We start from the raw sequence: 20377 nt of genomic DNA on the forward strand, positions 1-20377 counted from the left end.
AATAGCTTTGGAAGGCCCCGGTCAACGGAAAGGAAACCAAAGCGACTGGTCAAAGGCGCCATCATTCCCATGGGAACAAAAAACAATATCCCTGTTTCGTCTAAAAGCAGGGCTCTTCTTTTACATTATCCTTCTCCTTAAGAAGAGAACAACGGAAAACAGTAGTTTCATCCATCCACATTCAACTGACAGTCAAAAATTTAGCCAAAAAAGACAATTAACGGATACAAGGAAACGGGACAGTATCTGACCTACCAGGGCACTTCTTTTGAGGTTCTTTGCCTGGAAGATAATTTCAACATTGAATTATTCAAAGAGCCTATGAGTACCCTGCACGTCAAGAATTTCAACCCGCGTTTTTTCACGTAGGCCGGATCAGAGGAAAGGTAATCACATACCATATAGGCACGGGAAGAGAACCAATTCCAAATGTCTCGGAACTGGAGCCGCCATCCCGAATGCCATGCGACGGGGGACGAGACGAGAGAACGCAGCCTCTCGATAAACAGGCAAGACCTTATCACCGCATCAGTCCCACCCGCATGGACTGGCATTTGAGCAGGGCGCAAAAGGAAGCATAATCCGTTTCGCGGTCGGAGGAAACCAGGCAGTACCGGTACTGCGGCAGGCAGGCGTCTTCCTGTTCCGCATTGCGAAGACGCAGGGCGATGGTTTCAGCGCCATCCGTCTGCCGTCCGCAAAGGCGGCTTTTAAGCTCCTCCTGCGGAACATAAATGTAAACGTCCGCATAGCAGAGGGGAAGAATGCCCTCCCGGCAGGAACGGACTTGCCCAGCCCCCTGCACGTCAATATCCATCACCACGTTTTTCCCCTGTTCCAGAAGAGTCAAAATATCCGCTTTCAGCGTACCGTAGCGGTTGCCGTGCACCTCCGCATATTCCAGAAAGTCCCCCCGCTCCACCCTGGCGTCAAATTCGGCGGGAGTCAGGAAATGGTAATCCACCCCATTGACTTCCCCGGGTCTGGGCTGGCGCGTCGTGCAGGAAATGCTGTACACGCACAGACCGTTTTCCGTCGCGCGGCGGCACAACGTCGTCTTCCCGGAACCGGAAGGCCCGGATACCACCAGCAATGTTCCCAATGGCTGTTTCATGGCTGTCATTCGATGTTCTGAACCTGTTCCCTGATCTTCTCCAGCTCCGTCTTGGCAGCCACAACCAGATGGGCCAGCGTGGAATCGTTCGCCTTGGAGCCGATGGTGTTGAATTCCCGGAAGATTTCCTGGCAAAGGAAATCCAGAGGCCTGCCCGCAGGAGCGGAGGAACCGCACAAGGTGCGGAACTGGTCAAAATGGGAGGAGAGACGGGTAATTTCCTCGGAAATGTCGCACTTGTCCGCAAACAGGGCCACTTCCCGGATGATGCGTTCATCGTCCGCGGAAACGGACAGGTCGGCATCAGCCAAGCGCTTGAGCATGGCCTCCCGAAGCCTGACAGGCACGGAAGGGGCATGTTCCGCAATACGGAGGCGGAATTGCTCCAAGACATCCAGCTTGCCAAGAACGTCCGCTTTCAGGTTGGCGCCTTCCGCCGCACGCATGGAAATAAAATCCTTCAGGGCGGCTTTGAGCGCCTTTTCCACCATCGGCCACGCTTCTTCCGGAGAAAGGGATGCTTCCGCTGCGGAAGTAACGATATCCAGCCTCAGCAGGTCGGACGCCTGGAGGGGCAACGGTTGACCTGTCAGGTCAGACGCACGGTTCAGCAGCTCCGCCAGGGAGGCCAGTTTCTGCTCATCAAGCTGGAGGGAGCCATCCGCTTCCTCCAGACGCTCCACAGAAATGGAGACGCCTACACGGCCGCGGGAAACAGCCCCCTGCACGATGGAACGCACGGAGGCGTCCCATTCCGCATAGCCGCGCGGCACATTGACGGCAATTTCCGTTTGTTTGCGGTTTACGCCTGATATTTCAACAAGGATATTATAACGGTCTGTCTGGGCGGCGTCTCTGCCGAAACCGGTCATGCTGTTCATGGATACGGGTCAGGTTTGGATTAAGAACGGGAGTAGGCCTTGCGCACTTCATCCGCCACGATGGAAAGCCCCTTGCGCAGGAGTTCCTCCGTCTGGGTGAAGCTGATGCGGATGCATTCATGACGGTGCGGCCAGGGTTCCCCCACCTCCGGAAGGGCGAAGAAAAAGTGATGGCCGGGATTTACAAAACAGCCCCGTGACTTGCACCGTTCGTAAAGCTCCTGGCACGTGATGGGCAATCCCTCAAACCACAGCCACAGAAACATGGCGCCCTCACTCTTATGAACGCGCCAGGGGATGGATTCTCCGAAAAGTTCCGGCAGCAGGGACAGGGCGAATTCCGCCCGGCCACGGTAAAACGGCGTGAGGGTTTCACGGCAGACTCTCTCCAGAGTGCCGTCTTCCAGATAGGGCGTCACCAGAGCCTGGCCCAGATTGTTCGGACACAGGGATGACGTGGTCACCATGCTCACGACGGCACGAATGATCTCCGGGCGCGCAATGACAATGCCGGTGCGCGTTCCGGGCAACCCGATCTTGGACAGGCTCATGGTCAGGATCATGTTCTCATCCCAGGCCGGGGTTACGGGCACAAAACAAATATTGGGCAACGGAGGCCCGTAAGCATTGTCAATCATCAGGGGAACCCCGGCGCGGGAAGTCATTTCCCGCAGAAGCCCCAATTCCTCATCCGTCACCACGTTCCCGGTGGGATTCGTAGGCCGGGACATGCAGACGGCGGCCGTTTCCGGACGTATGTCCAGACGGTCAAAATCAATCACGTACTTGAACGTGTGCCCGTCCAGCATGCGGATGCCGGGCCGGATGCCCCGGAACATGACGCCGCCGCACAGGGATTGGGACTGGTATCCCACATAATCCGGGCACAGGGGAAAAAGGATTTCACGCACAGCACCGTCCGGGCACGGGCCCGCCAGCATGTTGAACAGTGTAAAGCAGGCCATCTGGCCGCCCTGGGTAATCGCCACATTTTCCGGCGTCAGGTTCCATCCGCAACGTTCATTGAGAAAACACACCAGGGCACGGATAAAGGCAGGATCCCCGCCCGGATGGGCATAATGGCCCACCAGCACGTCAAATTTGCCATTTCGCACCAGTTCCTCCATGCTGCGTCGCCAAAGTTCCGTCACTTCAGGAATAACGGCGGGGCTCCCGCCGTTCAACTGGCACAAGCCTGCGTCTCCCGAATGGAGGGCCTTGAATAAATCCTCCATCAAATCATCAATACCCGTTCTGGCCGTCAGATGGCCTCCAATCTCCGATAATTGCATCATGCCGCGGGCATTGTAGCCGCATACGCGTTTTATGCGAGAAAAATCATTGTTCCGGAGGGCGCATGAACAGTTTGACTTTCCCCTCCGTTAAGGTTCATAATCCCCGGCATGTTCAACATCGTGAGATTCACCAGGCGTACCTGTCCGGCATTGGCCCTCACGCTGGCCCTTACTTCGTGCGACAGCAGTACGAATGAAGCCCTGACCTCCTTCCTGACGGGGAATTCATCCCAGGAACACCAGCAGCTCCAGGCCCAACTCCAGCAAATGAAAAACGCACTGGCCCAGACGGAACAGGAAATAAGCCAGGCGGAATCCCACGATGCCCGCGTTAATTACAATCTTCAGAAAAGGCTTTCCAACCCGGGAAGAATCACGACGCCCTTCACGGTGAAGGATATAGATGTCCTGCCTTCCAAACGCCGCGACTTCGAGCACCTGTGCTTTGACATTGAAGACATGCGCAAAACGCTGGCGCAGCGCAAGCAGGAATTCCATGCCCTGCAATATCAATATAACGCGTATGCGGCCAAACTGGCTGAATTCAAACAAACCCACCCGGTAGACTAACCTCCATTCCCGCGCATCCCATGACCGACGCCCCCGCTCCCAGACAGCCGTCCGGCGAAACTCTCCCCCCTGCGGAAGACGAAACCCGCTTTGCTCCGAAGGAGAACGGAGGAGAACATAAGGATGAAAACTCCGCCCCCGCAGCCAAAAAACGTCTGAAAACCTCCCTGGACGTCGTCTCGGAACACGCTGCGGAAGAAGAATCCGCCCGGCAGGAGGATTCCGAACGGAAAGCCAGGGGAGACGCTCTTTTCTGGAACCTCTGCCTGGGGCTGTTCGCCCTTATCGTCATCAGTGCCGGCTATATTGTTTATGAAAAATTTTCCCAGCTTCCAGACCCTGTCAAAGATGCTCGGGAAGCTTTGGAGGACAATCATGCCCAGCTGCTGAAGAAGCAGGAACAGCTCAGGGAAATACGGAACAGGACCGCTCCCAAGGAACAGCTGCTCAGCCTTTTGGATATCTTTGAACATACGGCCTCCGACCTGGAAGAGACGCAAAAATCCATTGAGAAAGAGAAAATGCGCGTAGCCGGCATCCGGGGAGAAATCCGCTCCTACTTCGAACGCTACCGCCAACACGCCAGAGCCAAGGCACGCGGCCGCAAGTTCGACATTCTGAAGACATCCCATTCAGGCAAAACTTATTTGAATGTGGAAATCACCCGCGTGGAAAATGAATTCGTGCGTATCATGCACGAACAGGGAAGCACCTCCATTCCTGCCGGAGATCTTCCTGACGACATCCGGGAAATGCTGGCCTACGGCGACCCGCTGAATATTACGGCCATGAACCAGACGGATGCTTCCCTCAAATCCCCCGTTATCCGCAGGGCGCCCTCACCGGCCCCGGCTGCCGCCCCCGTGCCCCAGCCCGCCAAAAAGAAAGTGGTGGTGGAAGATCTGGACCCGCCCGCCGGAAAACCGAAAATTGAAACACCTACCCACACCGGAGATTCCGGCAGCTCCTCTTCCGGAAACATGTGGGTTCCCCCCGCCCATTCTCCGCTTCCCCCCATGCAATAATGACATTCCTGCCATGAAAACAATCATACATCCCCTCGCAGCCATACTCCTCGCCTGGAGTGCCGGCGCCTCCGAAACATGGAGTACCAGCCCTGCGGAAGCCATGCAGCAAGCCGCCGCACAGAATAAGGGAGTAATGCTGGAATTCACCGGTTCCGACTGGTGCGGAGCCTGCATCATGCAGAAAAAGCAGGCTCTTTCCCTTCCTGAAATCCAGACAGCCATTTCCCGTTCCTTTATTCCCGTGGAACTGGACTACCCACGTAAAAAGCAGCAGGACGCGCAGACAAAAACTTCTCTGGAAACCTATAAAAAATCCTACGGCATCACCGGATTCCCCACGCTGGTGTTTGCGGATGCCCAGGGGCGGCCCGTCCACACCGTCGTAGGTTACGCCAATCCTGCCCAGGTCATGCAGGATACAAAAAAAGCGGCGGAAGCACTCAACACGCAGCAGTCCCTGACAAACAATCTGGCGGAAAAGCTCACTGACCAGCAGCGGCGGGACACGCTGGTTCAATTGCTGAAAACGGTTCCCCAATCCAGCATCCGCACTTTCTATAAGCCGGCTCTGGCAGAACTGGAAAAACTGGACCCGCAGGACGCTTCCGGAATTCTCGCCAAACTGCACAGGGACGATCTGCTCCATGCCCAGAAATTGGAATGGGCCGATACGTTCCGGAAGAAAAACATCCACATTCTGGCGGATCAAAATCCTGATGAAGCGCTTTCCATCATGGACAGCTACTTGAAAAAGAACGGGCTTCTTCCGGAAGTCAAACAAGCTGTTCTCATGCAAAAAGTGTACCTGCTCATGCAGCAAAACAGGGTCAATGAATTGGAACAGCCTCTCAAAGAAGGCGTTGCGCTCCTCCCAAAAAGTTTTGAAGGAAAAGCGTTCAGCAAACTTCTGGACAAGCTGCCTGAAATCAAGAAGGAACGGGGCCTCCTGAAGCCGGGGGAAGAGCCCCCCCTTCCCCCCGGCGCCATCCGGGCCACGAAGATGATCGTTCCCACGGCTCCCGCAAAATAATACACCCCTTTCTTTACTGCCGGGGTCATCCCTGCCCGGCAGGTGCACGCATGGACCTTTCCGCCGATCACATCCTCGTTGTCTTCCTGCTCACCACGCTGGCTGGTCTTGCTACCGGCATAGGAGGCTTCATCGCCTTCTTCATGAAAAGGACGGATACAAAGACACTTACTTTTGCCCTGGGATTATCCGGCGGAGTCATGGTGTATATCTCCCTGGTGGAACTGCTGGGAGAAGCCCAGCACAGGTTGATAGAGTTCGAAGGCCATACGGCAGGTTCCTGGATCGCCATTGCTTCCTTCTTCGGGGGAATTGCCGTGGCGGCTCTGATTGATTACCTGGTTCCGGAAGACGAAAACCCGCACGAAGCGCGCGGCCCGGAAGACATCCATGGACAGGCCAGCGGTGAATTTTCCTCATCCCGAATTAAAAGGTCCGGCATTCTGTTCGCCCTGGCCATCGGCATCCACAATTTCCCGGAAGGAATCGCCACCTTTGCCGCCGGATTGGACTCCCTGACTTTGGGCACCTCCATCGCCCTGGCCGTAGCCGTCCATAACATTCCGGAAGGAATCGCCGTGGCGGTACCTCTTTACTACGGCACAGGCAGCCGTAAAAAGGCCCTCTTTTATTCCTTTCTCTCCGGTCTGGCTGAACCGGTGGGCGCAGCCATCGCCATGTTCTTCCTGTTCCACTTCCTCACACCTACCGTACTTGCGGTTCTCTTTGCCTCCGTCGCGGGCATTATGGTTTTCATCTCCTTTGACGAACTGCTGCCCATGGCGGAACGCTGGGGGCACCATCACATTTCCATCATGGGCATCATCGCCGGAATGCTGCTGATGGCGATTGTCCTGATCTGAACCGGCTGCAGGAGGAAAATTTCCATGTCCTGGGCACAGACGCATTGAGCATTCCCCGGCATCAGGGAGTCTAAACGGAAACCCCCTTCTCATCCATGCCGGAATCTCCTGCTTCTCCTGCTTCTCCTGCTTCTCCTGCTTCTCCTGCTTCTCCTGCTTCTCCTGCTTCTCCTGCTTCTCCTGCTTCTCCTGCTTCCTGCTTCTCCTGCTTCTCCTGCTTCTCCTGCTTCTCCTGCTTCTCCTGCTTCTCCTGCTTCTCCTGCTGTTTCCTCCGTTCCTCCAACCTCCACGCAGGCATCTTCCCTCCCTTCTCCCCTCTCCTGCTGGAAAAAAGGTTTTCGTCATTATGCGGACTTTCGGGGCTGCGCTTCCCGTGCGGAATTCTGGTGGTTCATGGCTCTTCCCCTCCTGGCGTTGATTCCAGCCCTGGCGGGGTATATCCTGACGGACTGGCTGCACATCCCTGATACAAGACTGAGCATCTACGGAGACGCTTTAACCATCCTCTTGTGGGCGGTGTTGTTCATCCCAAGCATATCAGCCGCGTTCAGACGCCTGCATGATACTGGCAGGAGCGGACTCTGGCTTTTTTCCCTTTTCATTCCCTTCGGGCTGGGGCATCTGATCTTTTTTTATCTGACACTGGGAGAAAGCAAGGCGGACGGCAACAAATACAGCCGCCGTCCGGAGCCCCAACCGGCTGATTCCCCTGCCGGAGAACTGAAAAAACAGCCATTGACTCCGTTTTACCTTTACTGGCTCATCAGCCTGCGGAAATTGAATACGGTGGCAGGCCGCGCGTCCCGGACGGAATTCTGGTCCTTTTTCCTCCTTTCCGTCCTCCTGTTCCTTCCGCTGGGCTACAGCATGATAGACGTTGACAGCCAGCCGGCGGGTTTTTATGTCTCTCCTTCCCTCCAAATCCTGTTATATGCCGCCCATCCGCAAGACGCTCTAATCCTGCTGGCTCACTCCTGCTTCAATCCCACCTTTTACTTTTTCTACCAATCCGGAGAGCTGAGCATGCTTTCCCTGGAGCTTCTGGCAGCCGTGGCGGGGCTCAATATCCTCTTCAATCTGCCGGTCGCCGTGCGCCGCCTGCATGACAGCAATCTGAGCGGAAAATTCATCCTGATTCCCATTCTTATTTTCATCGTCACTTTCCTGCTGATTTTCCTGCTGCGCCTGGTACCGGAAGATATGGCCCCCTATCTGGACTACCTGGGAATGGTGTCCAGCCTGATGGATTTGCTTTCCATCCTCTTCCTGTCCATGATGCTTCTTAAAAGCTCGCCAGGCCCCAATGAATACGGCGTGCTTCCGCAAAAAATGACCGTATCCTGATTCCAGGATACGGTTGAAAGGCAATCAAAACCCTATCGGGTACAATCAATTTCCCGTGACTCAGACGGAGAACGTCAGTCCCCGAAGCATACGCCTAAATCGCGGGCCGTGCGCACCAGCTGGCAATCGGGATCCACCAGCTTCAAGGTTTTCACAGCTTCCTCAATGGGTACGGCAGTCATCTGCGTCCCACGGAGAGCAACCATGCAGCTGAACTGGCGCTTTTCCACCAGTTCCACGGCATAACTGCCGAACCGCGTTCCCAGAATCCGGTCATAGGAACAGGGAGAACCGCCGCGCTGGATATGGCCCAGCACGCAGGAGCGAGTTTCAATCCCAGTAGCTTCTTCCAGTTTCTTGGCAATCACCTTGCCGATGCCTCCCAGGCGAACTTCCCCCTGGGTCTTTTCATCCAGCAATACCAGTTCGTCCGCCAGACGGGCCCCTTCAGATACCACTACCAGGATTTCCCGCTGCCCGGCAGCCTTGCGCGCCTTGATGCATTCCACCACGTTTTCAAGGGAAAAAGGAATTTCCGGCAGAAGAATAACATCAGCACTCCCTGCGATGCCGCCTTCCAAGGCAATCCATCCCGCATGCCGACCCATCACTTCCACCACCATCATGCGCTGGTGCGCGTTCGCGGTGGTTTCCAGACGGTCCAAAGACTCGGAAACAATGGAAACGGCGCTGTAGAAGCCAAAAGTGACATCGGTTGCGCCCAGGTCATTATCAATGGTTTTGGGCACGCCAACTACGGGGAGCCCTATCTCGGAAAGCAAAAGAGCCGTGGACTGGGAGCCGTCTCCGCCCACGACGATCAGGGCATCCAGCCCCAGCCGGCGGACAGTGGCCTTCGTTTTTTCCAGCACTGCGGGTTCGATAGCCCCCTTTTGGTCCACGCCCACCTTGATGGCAAAGTTGCCTTTATTCACGGTTCCCAGAATGGTGCCCCCCTTGGCTCGCAATCCGCGGCAGGCGGCAGGGGTCAGCCATTCAAACCGTTCGTCCCCTTCCTCGGACAAAAGCCCTTCAAAACCGTCGTAAAAACCCACAACGTTCCAGCCGCGACGGGAAGCCGCGCCCACAACACCTTCAATAACTGCATTCAACCCGGGGGAGTCACCCCCGCTATTCAAAACACCGATGTTCATATTCGGCGTTCCTTATAGCAGAAAAATCCTTCCCCGTCTACTTCCTATCTCCTTTGTGGAGCAGATTTCACAGGAAGCTGGACAAATTCCTTGGGGTCCTTCATATCCATGCCGGAAGCCTGCCAGTTTTCCCAAACGCGCCAGCCAGTGTTCATCATCTCCCTGGCGAGGGAATAGCGGCTCGCAGAACCAAGCACCGCAATAATCATGCGCTGCGGATAAATCACCTCCGTCCCCGTTTGGGGGCTCCGGCGGGAAATAGCGTTGCGCGTCACGCTGAGCAGCAGGCAGGAGCCGGCGGCGCGGGATGTGCCCGCCTTGATGCCGTCCACGCCGGAAGCGCTCATGAGCCTGTTGTTGTTGGAAATATCATACATCGTCCTGCCCTTGGTCTGGGACTGCACTTCAATGCGCCGGCTCGCCTGGGAAACAATGTAGCAAAAAGCCGGATTTTGCATGCTGTAAACGCCCAACAAGGCCATATCCAGCGCGCAGGAAGTGGAAACGGAGTTGCCGGCGTCCAGCCCGTGGGGAGCGGTAAAGTGCGTTTTGGCCATCCTCAGGGAACGGGCCAAATTGTTCATTTCCGCCACAAAAGCGGCAATGGGGGCGCCGCCGCCCCGGCGGGACACCAGGTCACGCCCCACAAAGGAGGCAACAGTCAGGGCGGAAACATTGTCCGAACCCAGCAGGGTGGAATACAAAGCGTCCCGGAGCGTCAGCCGGTCTCCCGGCTGGAGATCCATGGGATTGCCCGCACGGAGGCCGAACGCTTCCTGGGGCACGGCAATGAAAGTATCCAGAGGCAACCGCGTGCGGGCCACCCAATCCAAAGCCACCATGGCGGTGGCTACCTGGGAAAGACTGGCCACGGGCCTTTTTTCTTCTGCGTTGGAACTGAAAAGAAGCTTGCCGGAATTGGCCTCAATGGCAATATAACTGGGCCGTTCCTGTGCCTGGGCGGAAAACTGGAATACACAGGCCAGGGTCAAAAGGAATAGAGATAGCTTTTTCATGGCGGGACCGGCGGGATAGTGCCCGTTCCCTCCTCATTTGAAAAGTCTAAAATGTTTTCCGTACAACACTTATATGTCATGACACGGAAAAACGCATTGACCTTTGGGGGCCCGTCCTATTTGTTGGAAGAAGAGTCTTCCCAAACGGAAGCGTTCCTGACATACCCAGCTCCATGACCAGGATTCAGCTTTTTTACAGCCGGGCCTACCCGGGAAACACCCTGCGCGCCAATACTCTCCAGGCATTGGCCCATCTGGGTGTCAATCCGGAGATGCAGGTTGAGGAGACCGTTCCGGAACAGACCGGGACGCCGCTTCCCGCACTCGCCATTGACGGGGAAATCGTCGTCTACGGCGTGGAACCTTCCGTGCACGAGCTGGAACTCCTTCTCCAAGACCGAGTACAGGAGCGGGAAGCGGATTTTCCCTGCGGCGCGTGCGGCATGGGATGCAGCGGCATGAACAGCCCGGAAAACTGCCCGATGTGCATCCAGGACGGGAAAGACGGCAGCATGGCGGGCAGAATCATCGGCTTTGCCATCCTGCTCATGCTCCTGTTCTTCGCGATGAAAATCCTGTCCTGAACTGTCCCGGATCTTCTCATGCCGGGCTGCCTCTTTTTACTTACGCTTCCTTCCTCTTTCAGGAAATGAAGATGCACGGTAGTTAACGGCGTTTGCCCGCCCACGCAGGCGGTCTTGATAATTTCTTGAATTCCCCTTTCCTCCGGCACACAGTAGAGGCATGCGCTCCTTCTTCGGTTCCATTCTCCTGATTCTGGTGCTGGCAGCCCTCGGCGCCACCATTTATTACCACTGGTCCACCAACTCCCACCTGGAATTCGAACTCCGCAACCCCGACGAACCGGAAAAAACGATACAGGTCATCAACATGGAAAAACGGGCGGCAGCCCTGCAGGCTGTTCCGGGGGAAAAAACTCCAGTTTCCCCCGCGGAAGAAATTCCCGCTTCCGCTGCCGGAATGCCGGAACCCGCGGAATTATAATCCCTCCTGTTGCCGCACTATGAAACCGGTCATTGGATACACGCTGGGCGACCAGTCGGGCATAGGCCCTGAAGTCATTTTCGCCGCGCTTGCCTCCGGAGAACTCCCGGAAGACGCGGAATACCGCCTCATCGGCAAGAGAGTGGAGCTTCCCCTGGGCAGGCCTAACGCGGAATCCGCCAAACACGCCTTCGACCATCTGGAACAGGCGGCCCATGCCCTGCGGGAAGGAACGGTTGACGCTGTCGTCACCGCCCCCGTCTGCAAGGAAACCCTGCATGAGGCAGGTTTCCGCTGGCCGGGGCAGACGGAATTCTTTGCAGAACGCCTGGAAACGGACAATTACGCCATGTGCCTGACCGGGAAACGGTTAACAGTGGGGCTGGCAACCATCCACACCTCCCTCCAAAGCGTGCCTTCCCTGCTGGAAACGGAGGAACTGGTCCGCATTGGAACCCTGCTGAAAGACTTCTGCATCCGCAAGGGAATCATGCGCCCGCGTATCGCCCTGGCAGCCCTGAACCCCCACGCCGGGGAACACGGCGCTTTCGGCGATGAGGACGGGAGCATCATTGCCCCGGCCGTGGAACGGCTGAGGGCGATCCATCCGGATGCCGCATTTGACGGGCCTTCCGTCCCGGACTGCGTGTACCGGGATGCCGTGGAAGGGAATTATGACGCCGTGCTGGCCCCTTACCATGACCAGGGGCTGATTCCGCTGAAGCTGGTGGACTTCCATACCGCCGTCAACGTCACCCTGGGCCTTCCCCGCCCCCGGCTGAGTCCGGACCATGGTACCGCCTTCAACCTGGCGGGAACCGGAAAGGCCAATCCATCCAGCACCATCCACGCTTTCCAGCTGGCCGTACAGATGGCGCAGACGCGTTAACGTTTTTCTTCTTTCGGAGCTCTTCCCGCCATACCCTGCGCAAGACAAAGCTGTTCCGGAGGGGAACAAAGCCCTTCAGCCCGTGGCAGCAACCGCTCCAGCGGATCTGCCTCCCGCCAGTTCCTCCCTTTTTTTGCAGGAAAAGGAATCCTTTACCCGGGAAAAGCTCATATCCTAAGTTGCGGCGTCCACTCTTTTCCGTACGGCACCCGCCAAGCGAACGCCGGAATCGTCTCTCCTACAGCAAAGGCCGCCGGCAGGAAACGCCATGCAGAACAATTCTTCCGCGCCGTGGGGAGAGTAAAACGCAGGAAACGGCATGTTCCCGGAAACAAGGTAAAAAATAGGCTTGCTTTCTGAAGGCAATCATTGCACCTTACTTGCCCGCAAGGTGCGCACCGTTCGCACGACACATTTCTAATTATCACAAGACCATGAGAAATTACGAAGCTCTTATCGTATTCAACATGAAGGGTACGGAAACTCCCGTTGAAGAGTTGATCAGCACCGTAGCCGCCGCGATGAAGGAAGAAGGCGCCGACATCACCGCCACGGAAAACGCCGGCCGCCGCGAATTCGCCTACGAATCCAACCACCTTTCCGCCGGGCAGTATGTGACCTACACGTTCTCTGCGGAACCTTCCGCCATCAGGCCCATCCGCGAACGCCTTCGCCTGAATCCCCAGATTCACCTTCAGTATTACAAGGTGCTCGGCTAAATCAGGCCCATGCGGACGAAGTTTCCGCTCCTTGCTTTTCACCAAAAAGAACTGCTCCCGTGAAGGGGCGGTTCTTTTTTCTTATGTACTACCCTCCCTTCCCCTCTGGAGGAAAAGCTGCCGGCTCAACCAATATTCCCCCGCCTCTAAAGCAATATTGATCAGGAACCGGCGATAAGAGGCCAATTGGCCGCTCCGCATGTCCCGACCACTTTCCTTTCCCCATACAGGGGAAAAACTGATTCATGGAGCTCTACGGGGGAACGCCGTCCTAATAACTTAAATGAATTAATCCCGGCGTCTTTTTAATAAGGCTGCTTTTCGAGAATCACGCTTCATTTGATTCATCATTCCTCCTGCCCTTCTGCTGTCAGAAGAAAGAGCCGTCAGTCTGCGAGCCGGCAATTTCCGGCTCACAGGGAAATAAAGTTTTTCAGCAGTTTCACGCCCAGTTTCTGGCTTTTTTCCGGGTGGAACTGGGTGGCGACCAGATTGCCGCGCCTGACAGCGGCAGCAAAACGCACGCCGTAGGTGCAGAAAGCGGCAATCAGGGATTCATCCTCCGGCTGGGGATAATAGGAATGCACGAAATAAAAGTACGGTTCCTTCCCCATGCCTTTCCAGATGGGATCGGCGGGATCAGTGAGAGCCACGCTGTTCCACCCCATGTGAGGCACCTTGAGTTCCGATTCTGAAAACCGAACCACGCGCCCCTTGAGGATGCCCAGTCCGGGAACCTGCCCGCTTTCTTCCCCGCTTTCAAAAAGAACCTGATAGCCCACGCAGATGCCCAGAAAAGGCCTGTCCTGCTCTATCCATGCCCGGACCAGGGGCACCAGATTCTGGCGGCGCAGCTTTTCCGCACAGTCGCCGAAGGCGCCCACGCCGGGAAGAACCAAATGGGTTACGCCCGCCGCATCTTCCGGAGTACGCACCAGATGACCGGTCACGCCGGCGGCCTCAAAGGTGTTCAGCACACTGCGGAGATTGCCCGCACCGTAATCAATCACGCCAAGTTTCATGTATTTTACAGCATTCCCTTGGTTGAAGGCAGCGTCCCGGCGGCCCGGGGGTCAATCGCCGCAGCCTGCCGCAACGCGTGGGCGATGCCCTTGAAGACAGATTCCGCAATGTGGTGGCCATCCCTGCCGTAAAGCACTTCCACATGCAGGTTGCAACGCAGGTTATTGGCCAGCGCACGGCAGAATTCCTCGCAAAGGGTCAGCGGAAAGTTGGGGGCATCCGGCAAGCCGCCTTCCGGAATACGGAAAGCTACATACGGACGGTTGCTCAAATCCATCACCACGCGCGTAAGAGTTTCATCCATGGGCAGGTAGGAACAGCCGTAGCGAACAATGCCCTTTTTGTCCCCCAGTGCATTTTTAATGCATTCCCCCAGAACGATTCCCACATCCTCCACCGTGTGGTGGGCGTCTACTTCCAGGTCTCCGCGGGCCTGAAGGGTCAGGTCCATCAGGGAATGGCGGGCCAGTAAATCCAGCATATGGTCAAAAAACGCATGCCCCGTTGCGACGGCGGCGCATCCCGTGCCGTCCAGGTTCAGTTCCATGCTGATGTCCGTTTCACCCGTGACCCGTTTGCAAGAAGCGTTCCTCATGCAACACTTCTATACTGAAGACGCGGCGGAAGAAAGCAGGAAATATCGCATGGGGAAAGATTTGCCCTCTTCTCCCCGCAAAAACATGCAGACCGTCAAAGGAACACGCCTCCGGCCCCGCTCCGACAGAAAAACCTCAGGAATCTCTGACAACGAATTGCGCGAAATCAACGGCCGGAAAGCCTGACGGGCAGGATGGAATCAACACATACTTAATCCATCCCGTCCGTAAACGCCATTTCCGCCATATTCCTCCGGAGCGTTTTCTCCGGAAAACGGCAGAATTATTTCTTTTTGGCCTTGGCGGCCGCCTCTCTTTCCTCCTGGCGTTTCTTATCCCGGTCTTCACGGGCTTTGCGCGCCGCTTCCGCACGTTCGGCGCGTTCACGGGCGCGCTGTTCCCGCAACCCCACGCGCACCGTTTCCGTCAGTTCCTCATAGTATTCCCTGGGAACCTGGGCGGTCCGGAGTTCCGTCAGAACCTCCATAGCCTCGTCAAATTTTTTCTCGTCACACAGATCCCAGGCCTTTTCCAGCGCAGCGGAACCGGCTCCGTTTTCCGGGTCCTGTTTTTTTAAGCGTTCCGCATCCGTAGCGGCTACCAGCTTAAGGTCTCTCATGGCTTCCAAAGAACCTGCCGTAGGTTCAAACCACCGGTCCCCGCGTTCCTTGACCTTCTTGCGCAAAGCCCGGTACACTTCCGTGAGCTGGTTTTCACGTTCCCGGATGGCAGTCTGCCTTTTCTGGAAAGCATCCATCAACACCTGGCGCTGTTCCTTGGTCAGTTTGGGATTTCCCCGGCGCTTCTCTTCCTCCTTTCTCAGGGCTTCACGTTCCTTCTCCAAGGACTTTTCCTTGGCGGCGATCATGACCTCCAGCTTACGGTTGAGCTGTCCGGCGATTCTGGCGGCATCCGGATAGGCATCCGCCAGGGCGGCGGAACCGGGATAACCGTCGCGCAAGCGGTCATACACGGCCATGGCCTGGTATGGATTGCGCACGGCAAGCGCCTTGAAACGCTTCAGCAGCTTATTGGCCTCATGGTCGTATTTGGTGCGCACGGTCACTTCTGCCTCCTCCCTGGCATTCTGGGCGGCCCGGGCTTCCTCCGTCAATTTCTTTTCCTCCAGCAAAACCACTACTCTGGCTCTTGCCTTGACGGCGGCGTCATGAGCAAGGCCCTGGGGATTTTTCTTAATGGTCTTGTCCAGGTCCGCCAAGGCTTTTTCCAAATCCCCGGCATTCATAGTTTCCGGTTTGGCATACATTTTGCCGATTCGGGCAGCCTCCAGTTCATCAGGAGTTGCCTTCCTGATGGATTCAATCAAATCCCTCTTCACGGTTACGGAATCCTTGATACCTCCGGACACGGGAACCAGGAGGCTGACGCTTTCCGGCGTTTCCACTTCTACCGTGCAATTTTTGTAAACGGTTCCATCCTTGAGTTTTACTTCATCTGCAGCTGCAAGCGGAACGAATGCGGTCAACACCAATATGAGGGACTTGTTCATAAATCTAAGGCTTTTTCCAGATTGATCAGGCAAATACGTATCCTGCACTTTACCAAAAGATGCCCTGTTGGCGACAAAAAAAAGCCCGGAGCCGCAAAAACGGCTCCGGACCCGGTAAAAGAAGAAACAGGCGTATCAAACTTATTTCTCGGCAACAGCTTCTTCAGCAGCCGGAGCCGCTTCCTCGCCGGAAACACGGGGAGCTTCCACAATAGCCACAATCACATCCCCGGCCAGTTCCGTGGTTACGCCGGAGGGGAGTTTGAGATCGGTAATGCGCAGGCTTTCACCCAGTTTCAAACCGGAAATGTCAGCGGTAATGGCTTCCGGCAGATCCTTCACCTGGCAGATAATCGCCAGTTCGTGAATGGTCTGGTCCAGAACGCCGCCCAGGGCCACGCCGGCGGAATCGCCTTCCAGAATGACGGGAACAATGGAATGGATGACCGTGGTATCGGTCACAGCCTGAAAATCCACATGCAGGCAGGCGTTGGTGATGGGGTTGTGCTGCACTTCCTTAAGGAGAACCTTCACGATCTTGCCGTTGATATCCAGGGCCACGAGGATGTGTTCGGAAACGGCGGAAGCCAGCATGCGGGCAAATTCACGGGCGTCAACCTGGATATTGACGTTGTCAAAACCGGGACCGTAAACCACGCCGGGAACCAGGCCCTGGCTGCGGAGTTGCTTCAGATTACCGGAGCCGCAGGCTCTCGTTTCGGCCTTGAGGGAATGGGATGTAGCCATGTTTTATAGAGGCAATATTGAGTGTTGATTGATGATGTTTCCTAATCGGGTTCAGGCAGAGGCCCCGCCGGGATTTCCGAACCCGCGTAAACCGGTACTCAGGTCAGGGCGCAGGACTCTGCACTAAAATTGTCTAAATGTCAAATAATGATGATACGGATTCTCCGTCATGTATGCGCTGCACGGCATGGCCCAGCAGGTCTCCCACGCTGACACAGTCCACTTTGGGGCCATAGGCCATGGGAACGGTGTCGGAGGTAAGAACGCGTTCAATGCAGGAACCGGAAATCCGTTCGCGGGCCATGTCCCCAAGCACGCCGTGAGAAACGCAGGCGAACACGCGCTGAGCTCCCCGTTCCTTCAGGATATTGGCGGCAGCGCACAGGGTGCCGGCGGTCTCCGTCATGTCGTCAATCAGAACGGCATCGCGCCCTTCCACGTCACCAATGACATTCATGGCTTCCACATGGGTGGCGTTGACGCGGTGCTTGGCAACAATGGCCAATTCCGCACCCAGAGCGTCGGAATACGCGCGAGCCATTTTCACGCCGCCCACGTCCGGGGAGACGACGACCAGTTTCTTGAGGTCTTTAACATAATGTTCGCGCAGGTGACGGATTAAAACGGGGGCGGCGTACAGGTGATCCACCGGAATATCAAAGAATCCCTGGATCTGGGCGGCATGGAGATCCATAGTCAGCACGCGGTCCACTCCGGCGGCCGTCAGCAGATTGGCCACCAGCTTGGCGGTAATGGGAACGCGGGGCTGATCCTTGCGGTCCTGGCGGGCATACCCGAAGAAAGGAACAACAGCCGTGATGCGTCCGGCACTGGCGCGGCGGGCGGCGTCCACCATCACGCACAATTCCATGATATTATGGTTAGTGGGGGGGCAGGTGGGCTGAATGAGGAAAACATCCTTGCCCCGGATGTTTTCATTTATCTTTACAAAACTTTCCCCATCGGGGAAAGTATTCACCGTGACGTTCGTCAACTGAATGCCTACGCTTTGCGCAATGCGCTCCGCAAGTTCTCTGTGTGCTGTACCGCTAATAATCTTCATACCGGAAACTGAAAAGCGGACGCATTCTGAACACAGGTCCGCATAATCGCAATACTTAATTCTCACAATTTGATTTTTCTCCATGATGGATTCCCCCGCTCCTGACGGCAAAGAGAGATTTCTGACCGCCCCCATGATCGCCGCCTTGGCCGTGAGCACGCTGCTGCTGGCGCTGAACTATCTGGCATTCCCGGAATTCGGTTCATTCGGAAACGAAAACAGCATCCAGTGGCTCATTTCCTCCTGGAACAAGCAAACGGATTATGAACACGGCTGGCTGGTGGTGCCCATCATCGTCTTCATGCTATACCATGCCAGAAAGAAAATTGCCCAGGCACCCAGACGCATGGACTGGCGCGGCCTGATTCTTTTCATCCCGGCGATCATGCTTCTGATGCTTTCCTTCCGCGTGGGGCAGCCTCGCGTGGCCGTAGGCGCTCTTCCCCTGATTTTATTGGGCGGGGCCTGGTACCTGGCCGGACCGCAGACCGGCAGGCTGTGCGCCTTCCCGCTGCTCTTTTTCTGGCTGTGCATCCCCCTGCCCTCCTTCCAGCAGGCTACGGTGGGGCTTCAAATCATTGCGACGGAGCTGGGGCATTGGGGGGCAACCATCTTCGGGGTGGACACCTATCTGCAGGGCACCAATATCCGCTCTACCGGCGGACACTGGGATGCCTTCAATATTGCAGGAGGGTGCAGCGGCATGCGTTCCCTGATGGCACTGCTCATGCTGTCCGCGGCCTGGGCCTACCTGTCCGACTTGAAATTCTGGAAAAAATGCGTGCTCTTCCTCAGCGCGATTCCCCTGGCCGTCATCGGCAACGGTGTCCGCATCACCAGCATCGTGGTGATGGCGGAATACGGAAATCCCGAGTTTGCGTCAAAAACCTGGCATGACTGGTCCGGCCTGCTGTTTTTTTTCCCCATCAGCCTTTTCGGCCTGGCAGCCGTCCACTCCCTGCTGGCCGGGGAGCTCATCTGGAAGCCGTCACAGCGCAAGAAGCTGGTTGTTAAAATGAACAAGTCCCATTAAGCGTTTCCGCCGCCATGAATATTAAAACGCTCAAAATTCTCATCATCCCTTTTCTACTGGCCGTCATGCTCGGCGGCACTTACCTGATGCCGCGCAGGGGGGAAGTGCAGGACTCCTCCATCAGCATGGATCTCCCCACAGGCATGAATCCGTCCGGCTGGCACGGCACGCGCCGGCAGGAATCCGAGCAGGAACGGGGCATCCTGGCCCCGGATACGGAATTTTCCAAAGCGGATTACGTGCAGGAACTCCCCATCAGCCTGGATGCGACGGAAACCGTACCCGTTCTATGCCGCGTTTCCATCGTTAAATCCGGTCATGATTTAAACAACTCCATCCACCGCCCGGAACGCTGCCTCCCGGCCCAGGGCCATTTTAACCTGACGGGAACCACGGTGGATGTTCCCGTGAAAGGCCGCGGAACCATCAGGATGACCAAGCTGAAATCCCAGCAGAACATCGCTCCGGACCATCCGCAGCCAGTCATTCTGGACAACATGCATTATTACGTATTTATCGGCCACCGCCACATGACGGAAGACCACCTGATCCGCACCCTGATGGATATGAAAGACAGGGTTCTGCACGGCATGGACCAACGCTGGTGCTATTTCCAGATTTCCACCACGTACGGGGACAAGATCAGAGTGCCGGAAGAGAAAGCCAGGGAACAGACGGAACGCCTTATCAGCCAACTTCTTTCCCAACTGGTGAAGTGGGATGAACTGAACCGGTAGCACGGCTCCGGCAGTTCAGTCCGGAAGATTTCTTTCCAGCCAGGAGGCAGCAGCTTGAAAAAGGCTGCATGCTTCTTCCCCAGGCGGTTCATAAAGCATGGGCGCAGGACGCCGATGGGAATAAAGGCGGCCCTTCCGGTCACGACTGTAGCCGGAAAAAGCAAGATTGGCATCAGCCCCGGCGCAATGTCCCCAGCGTCCGCCTATTCTGGGCACCGCGTCCATGAAGCCGCCGCCGTCCCGCAGGTAAGCGTTCCCCCACCATTCCGCACAGGCCGGACGCACGCTCTTTTGCCTGCGCGCCACGGCGTCTATCGTCAGAAGGCAAAGGGGAGCAGCCTGAACCGACTGGCGCCTGGCTACTTCCACCGCGCAGGAGCCTCCGTAGCTGTGTCCTATCAACACGACAGGCAGCCCGGGATATCTCCGTCTCAGCTCTTCCAGCTCCACCGCTATTTTTCCGCACCTGTCAAAAAACACGCCGCAGCCGCCTCCGTCCCAGTGGTAATAAGCCGTTGCGTACGCCACACCCGGCAAAAAACCGGGAAATCCTTTCTCCACACGGCTCAAACAACCCGCAAACATGTCCCCGAAACCGCCGATGAACACAGCCAGATACCCGGGAACGTTTTCGCGGGAGAACCGATTCAGCGTCCTTTGAAAATGCATGACGGCCCCCATGATGGAGAAATCACGTCAATATCCAAGCCTGTAAGACGTTCTGGCTTGATAAAACCTGAAAACTGTCCAAATGTGGTGG

General features: G+C 56.3%; 24 protein-coding genes. 12 read left to right on the top strand and 12 right to left on the bottom strand.

All coding sequences use genetic code 11. The features are described from left to right. Nucleotides 1–520: 520 nt before the first annotated feature. The 3 genes from gmk to BHW66_RS12075 are packed head-to-tail and all read right to left on the bottom strand — an operon-like array spanning nucleotide 521 to nucleotide 3290. Complete coding sequence (gmk, locus tag BHW66_RS12065; RefSeq protein WP_046437236.1) at nucleotides 521–1114, bottom strand: guanylate kinase; 594 nt, start codon at nucleotides 1112–1114, stop codon at nucleotides 521–523. A 5-nt stretch (nucleotides 1115–1119) separates the two neighbouring features. Next, entirely contained in the window at nucleotides 1120–1995 is an 876-nt protein-coding gene (locus BHW66_RS12070; protein WP_046437084.1) for a YicC/YloC family endoribonuclease, read from the bottom strand. 20 nt (nucleotides 1996–2015) lie between these two features. Further along, on the bottom strand, nucleotides 2016–3290 hold the full coding sequence (locus BHW66_RS12075; protein WP_102758524.1) for a valine--pyruvate transaminase: 1275 nt from the start codon (nucleotides 3288–3290) through the stop codon (nucleotides 2016–2018). A 108-nt stretch (nucleotides 3291–3398) separates the two neighbouring features. On the opposite strand from BHW66_RS12075, the gene BHW66_RS12080 reads away from it, so the two are divergent. From BHW66_RS12080 to zupT, 4 genes are read left to right on the top strand one after another with little or no spacing between them, the layout of a single operon-like run. Beyond that, nucleotides 3399–3860 carry a hypothetical protein gene (locus BHW66_RS12080; RefSeq protein ID WP_012420523.1) on the top strand — a complete coding sequence of 154 codons (462 nt, stop codon included), beginning with the start codon at nucleotides 3399–3401 and terminating at the stop codon, nucleotides 3858–3860. A 20-nt stretch (nucleotides 3861–3880) separates the two neighbouring features. Next, nucleotides 3881–4885, top strand: a complete 1005-nt coding sequence (locus BHW66_RS12085) for a hypothetical protein (protein ID WP_031931038.1) — start codon at nucleotides 3881–3883, stop codon at nucleotides 4883–4885. Nucleotides 4886–4898: 13 nt separating this feature from the next. Next, nucleotides 4899–5918 (top strand): thioredoxin family protein, encoded by a 1020-nt coding sequence (locus tag BHW66_RS12090; RefSeq protein ID WP_046437082.1) that lies wholly within the window; start codon nucleotides 4899–4901, stop codon nucleotides 5916–5918. Between the two features lie 50 nt (nucleotides 5919–5968). After that, nucleotides 5969–6781, top strand: a complete 813-nt coding sequence (gene zupT / locus BHW66_RS12095) for a zinc transporter ZupT (protein ID WP_046437080.1) — start codon at nucleotides 5969–5971, stop codon at nucleotides 6779–6781. 70 nt (nucleotides 6782–6851) lie between these two features. Here zupT and BHW66_RS12100 read toward each other — a convergent pair whose 3' ends face one another. After that, on the bottom strand, nucleotides 6852–7079 hold the full coding sequence (locus BHW66_RS12100) for a hypothetical protein (protein ID WP_286689049.1): 228 nt from the start codon (nucleotides 7077–7079) through the stop codon (nucleotides 6852–6854). Between BHW66_RS12100 and BHW66_RS12105 the strand changes: the two genes are divergently transcribed. After that, nucleotides 6971–8125: a DUF805 domain-containing protein gene (locus BHW66_RS12105; RefSeq protein WP_286689097.1), complete on the top strand. Its 1155-nt coding sequence runs from the start codon at nucleotides 6971–6973 to the stop codon at nucleotides 8123–8125. The genes BHW66_RS12100 and BHW66_RS12105 overlap by 109 nt on opposite strands. Before the next feature lie 74 nt (nucleotides 8126–8199). On the opposite strand, the gene BHW66_RS12110 is transcribed toward BHW66_RS12105, so the two are convergent. After that, entirely contained in the window at nucleotides 8200–9279 is a 1080-nt protein-coding gene (locus BHW66_RS12110; protein WP_012420518.1) for an ATP-dependent 6-phosphofructokinase, read from the bottom strand. A 44-nt stretch (nucleotides 9280–9323) separates the two neighbouring features. Beyond that, the gene (locus tag BHW66_RS12115) at nucleotides 9324–10295 is read right to left on the bottom strand and encodes a serine hydrolase (RefSeq protein WP_102733555.1); all 972 of its coding nucleotides are present in this window, start codon (nucleotides 10293–10295) and stop codon (nucleotides 9324–9326) included. Between the two features lie 173 nt (nucleotides 10296–10468). On the opposite strand from BHW66_RS12115, the gene BHW66_RS12120 reads away from it, so the two are divergent. From BHW66_RS12120 to rpsF, 4 genes are all read left to right on the top strand, one after another. Next, the gene (locus BHW66_RS12120; protein ID WP_046437077.1) at nucleotides 10469–10879 is read left to right on the top strand and encodes a hypothetical protein; all 411 of its coding nucleotides are present in this window, start codon (nucleotides 10469–10471) and stop codon (nucleotides 10877–10879) included. A 160-nt stretch (nucleotides 10880–11039) separates the two neighbouring features. Further along, nucleotides 11040–11300 (top strand): hypothetical protein, encoded by a 261-nt coding sequence (locus BHW66_RS12125; RefSeq protein ID WP_046437075.1) that lies wholly within the window; start codon nucleotides 11040–11042, stop codon nucleotides 11298–11300. Between the two features lie 19 nt (nucleotides 11301–11319). After that, nucleotides 11320–12189, top strand: coding sequence for a 4-hydroxythreonine-4-phosphate dehydrogenase PdxA (gene pdxA, locus BHW66_RS12130; protein WP_022197523.1), 870 nt, complete (start codon nucleotides 11320–11322; stop codon nucleotides 12187–12189). Nucleotides 12190–12623: 434 nt separating this feature from the next. After that, nucleotides 12624–12908 carry a 30S ribosomal protein S6 gene (gene rpsF / locus BHW66_RS12135; protein ID WP_012420513.1) on the top strand — a complete coding sequence of 95 codons (285 nt, stop codon included), beginning with the start codon at nucleotides 12624–12626 and terminating at the stop codon, nucleotides 12906–12908. A gap of 413 nt (nucleotides 12909–13321) precedes the next feature. Here rpsF and hisH read toward each other — a convergent pair whose 3' ends face one another. Both hisH and hisB read right to left on the bottom strand, forming a co-directional pair. Continuing rightward, entirely contained in the window at nucleotides 13322–13930 is a 609-nt protein-coding gene (gene hisH / locus BHW66_RS12140; RefSeq protein WP_046437073.1) for an imidazole glycerol phosphate synthase subunit HisH, read from the bottom strand. A gap of 5 nt (nucleotides 13931–13935) precedes the next feature. Then, nucleotides 13936–14526, bottom strand: coding sequence for an imidazoleglycerol-phosphate dehydratase HisB (gene hisB / locus BHW66_RS12145; RefSeq protein ID WP_012420511.1), 591 nt, complete (start codon nucleotides 14524–14526; stop codon nucleotides 13936–13938). On the opposite strand from hisB, the gene BHW66_RS12150 reads away from it, so the two are divergent. Further along, nucleotides 14525–14713: a hypothetical protein gene (locus BHW66_RS12150; protein WP_031931029.1), complete on the top strand. Its 189-nt coding sequence runs from the start codon at nucleotides 14525–14527 to the stop codon at nucleotides 14711–14713. The genes hisB and BHW66_RS12150 overlap by 2 nt on opposite strands. Before the next feature lie 97 nt (nucleotides 14714–14810). Here BHW66_RS12150 and BHW66_RS12155 read toward each other — a convergent pair whose 3' ends face one another. From BHW66_RS12155 to BHW66_RS12165, 3 genes are all read right to left on the bottom strand, one after another. After that, the gene (locus tag BHW66_RS12155) at nucleotides 14811–16037 is read right to left on the bottom strand and encodes a hypothetical protein (protein WP_046437071.1); all 1227 of its coding nucleotides are present in this window, start codon (nucleotides 16035–16037) and stop codon (nucleotides 14811–14813) included. A 141-nt stretch (nucleotides 16038–16178) separates the two neighbouring features. Then, complete coding sequence (locus BHW66_RS12160; RefSeq protein WP_012420509.1) at nucleotides 16179–16784, bottom strand: 50S ribosomal protein L25; 606 nt, start codon at nucleotides 16782–16784, stop codon at nucleotides 16179–16181. A 133-nt stretch (nucleotides 16785–16917) separates the two neighbouring features. After that, nucleotides 16918–17847 (bottom strand): ribose-phosphate pyrophosphokinase, encoded by a 930-nt coding sequence (locus BHW66_RS12165; RefSeq protein ID WP_012420508.1) that lies wholly within the window; start codon nucleotides 17845–17847, stop codon nucleotides 16918–16920. Nucleotides 17848–17929: 82 nt separating this feature from the next. On the opposite strand from BHW66_RS12165, the gene BHW66_RS12170 reads away from it, so the two are divergent. Next, nucleotides 17930–18880 (top strand): exosortase/archaeosortase family protein, encoded by a 951-nt coding sequence (locus tag BHW66_RS12170; protein WP_046437069.1) that lies wholly within the window; start codon nucleotides 17930–17932, stop codon nucleotides 18878–18880. A 14-nt stretch (nucleotides 18881–18894) separates the two neighbouring features. Beyond that, on the top strand, nucleotides 18895–19617 hold the full coding sequence (locus BHW66_RS12175; RefSeq protein ID WP_022197529.1) for an EpsI family protein: 723 nt from the start codon (nucleotides 18895–18897) through the stop codon (nucleotides 19615–19617). A 15-nt stretch (nucleotides 19618–19632) separates the two neighbouring features. Here the strand turns inward: BHW66_RS12175 and BHW66_RS12180 are convergent, their stop codons facing one another. Continuing rightward, nucleotides 19633–20286 carry an alpha/beta hydrolase gene (locus BHW66_RS12180; RefSeq protein ID WP_128153884.1) on the bottom strand — a complete coding sequence of 218 codons (654 nt, stop codon included), beginning with the start codon at nucleotides 20284–20286 and terminating at the stop codon, nucleotides 19633–19635. Nucleotides 20287–20377 lie beyond the last annotated feature (91 nt).

The organism is Akkermansia sp. 54_46 (assembly GCF_001917295.1).
Taxonomy (GTDB): Bacteria; Verrucomicrobiota; Verrucomicrobiia; order Verrucomicrobiales; family Akkermansiaceae; genus Akkermansia; species Akkermansia muciniphila.

What these genes read in the sequence shown, in the direction of transcription:
- gmk (WP_046437236.1), bottom strand. Translation starts at nt 1,114, where the DNA reads ATGAAACAGCCATTGGGAACATTGCTGGTGGTATCCGGGCCTTCCGGT.
- BHW66_RS12070 (WP_046437084.1), bottom strand. Translation starts at nt 1,995, where the DNA reads ATGAACAGCATGACCGGTTTCGGCAGAGACGCCGCCCAGACAGACCGT.
- BHW66_RS12075 (WP_102758524.1), bottom strand. Translation starts at nt 3,290, where the DNA reads ATGATGCAATTATCGGAGATTGGAGGCCATCTGACGGCCAGAACGGGT.
- BHW66_RS12080 (WP_012420523.1), top strand. Translation starts at nt 3,399, where the DNA reads ATGTTCAACATCGTGAGATTCACCAGGCGTACCTGTCCGGCATTGGCC.
- BHW66_RS12085 (WP_031931038.1), top strand. Translation starts at nt 3,881, where the DNA reads ATGACCGACGCCCCCGCTCCCAGACAGCCGTCCGGCGAAACTCTCCCC.
- BHW66_RS12090 (WP_046437082.1), top strand. Translation starts at nt 4,899, where the DNA reads ATGAAAACAATCATACATCCCCTCGCAGCCATACTCCTCGCCTGGAGT.
- zupT (WP_046437080.1), top strand. Translation starts at nt 5,969, where the DNA reads ATGGACCTTTCCGCCGATCACATCCTCGTTGTCTTCCTGCTCACCACG.
- BHW66_RS12100 (WP_286689049.1), bottom strand. Translation starts at nt 7,079, where the DNA reads ATGCCTGCGTGGAGGTTGGAGGAACGGAGGAAACAGCAGGAGAAGCAG.
- BHW66_RS12110 (WP_012420518.1), bottom strand. Translation starts at nt 9,279, where the DNA reads ATGAACATCGGTGTTTTGAATAGCGGGGGTGACTCCCCCGGGTTGAAT.
- BHW66_RS12115 (WP_102733555.1), bottom strand. Translation starts at nt 10,295, where the DNA reads ATGAAAAAGCTATCTCTATTCCTTTTGACCCTGGCCTGTGTATTCCAG.
- BHW66_RS12120 (WP_046437077.1), top strand. Translation starts at nt 10,469, where the DNA reads ATGACCAGGATTCAGCTTTTTTACAGCCGGGCCTACCCGGGAAACACC.
- BHW66_RS12125 (WP_046437075.1), top strand. Translation starts at nt 11,040, where the DNA reads ATGCGCTCCTTCTTCGGTTCCATTCTCCTGATTCTGGTGCTGGCAGCC.
- pdxA (WP_022197523.1), top strand. Translation starts at nt 11,320, where the DNA reads ATGAAACCGGTCATTGGATACACGCTGGGCGACCAGTCGGGCATAGGC.
- rpsF (WP_012420513.1), top strand. Translation starts at nt 12,624, where the DNA reads ATGAGAAATTACGAAGCTCTTATCGTATTCAACATGAAGGGTACGGAA.
- hisH (WP_046437073.1), bottom strand. Translation starts at nt 13,930, where the DNA reads ATGAAACTTGGCGTGATTGATTACGGTGCGGGCAATCTCCGCAGTGTG.
- BHW66_RS12150 (WP_031931029.1), top strand. Translation starts at nt 14,525, where the DNA reads ATGCAACACTTCTATACTGAAGACGCGGCGGAAGAAAGCAGGAAATAT.
- hisB (WP_012420511.1), bottom strand. Translation starts at nt 14,526, where the DNA reads ATGAGGAACGCTTCTTGCAAACGGGTCACGGGTGAAACGGACATCAGC.
- BHW66_RS12155 (WP_046437071.1), bottom strand. Translation starts at nt 16,037, where the DNA reads ATGAACAAGTCCCTCATATTGGTGTTGACCGCATTCGTTCCGCTTGCA.
- BHW66_RS12160 (WP_012420509.1), bottom strand. Translation starts at nt 16,784, where the DNA reads ATGGCTACATCCCATTCCCTCAAGGCCGAAACGAGAGCCTGCGGCTCC.
- BHW66_RS12165 (WP_012420508.1), bottom strand. Translation starts at nt 17,847, where the DNA reads ATGAAGATTATTAGCGGTACAGCACACAGAGAACTTGCGGAGCGCATT.
- BHW66_RS12170 (WP_046437069.1), top strand. Translation starts at nt 17,930, where the DNA reads ATGATGGATTCCCCCGCTCCTGACGGCAAAGAGAGATTTCTGACCGCC.
- BHW66_RS12175 (WP_022197529.1), top strand. Translation starts at nt 18,895, where the DNA reads ATGAATATTAAAACGCTCAAAATTCTCATCATCCCTTTTCTACTGGCC.
- BHW66_RS12180 (WP_128153884.1), bottom strand. Translation starts at nt 20,286, where the DNA reads ATGCATTTTCAAAGGACGCTGAATCGGTTCTCCCGCGAAAACGTTCCC.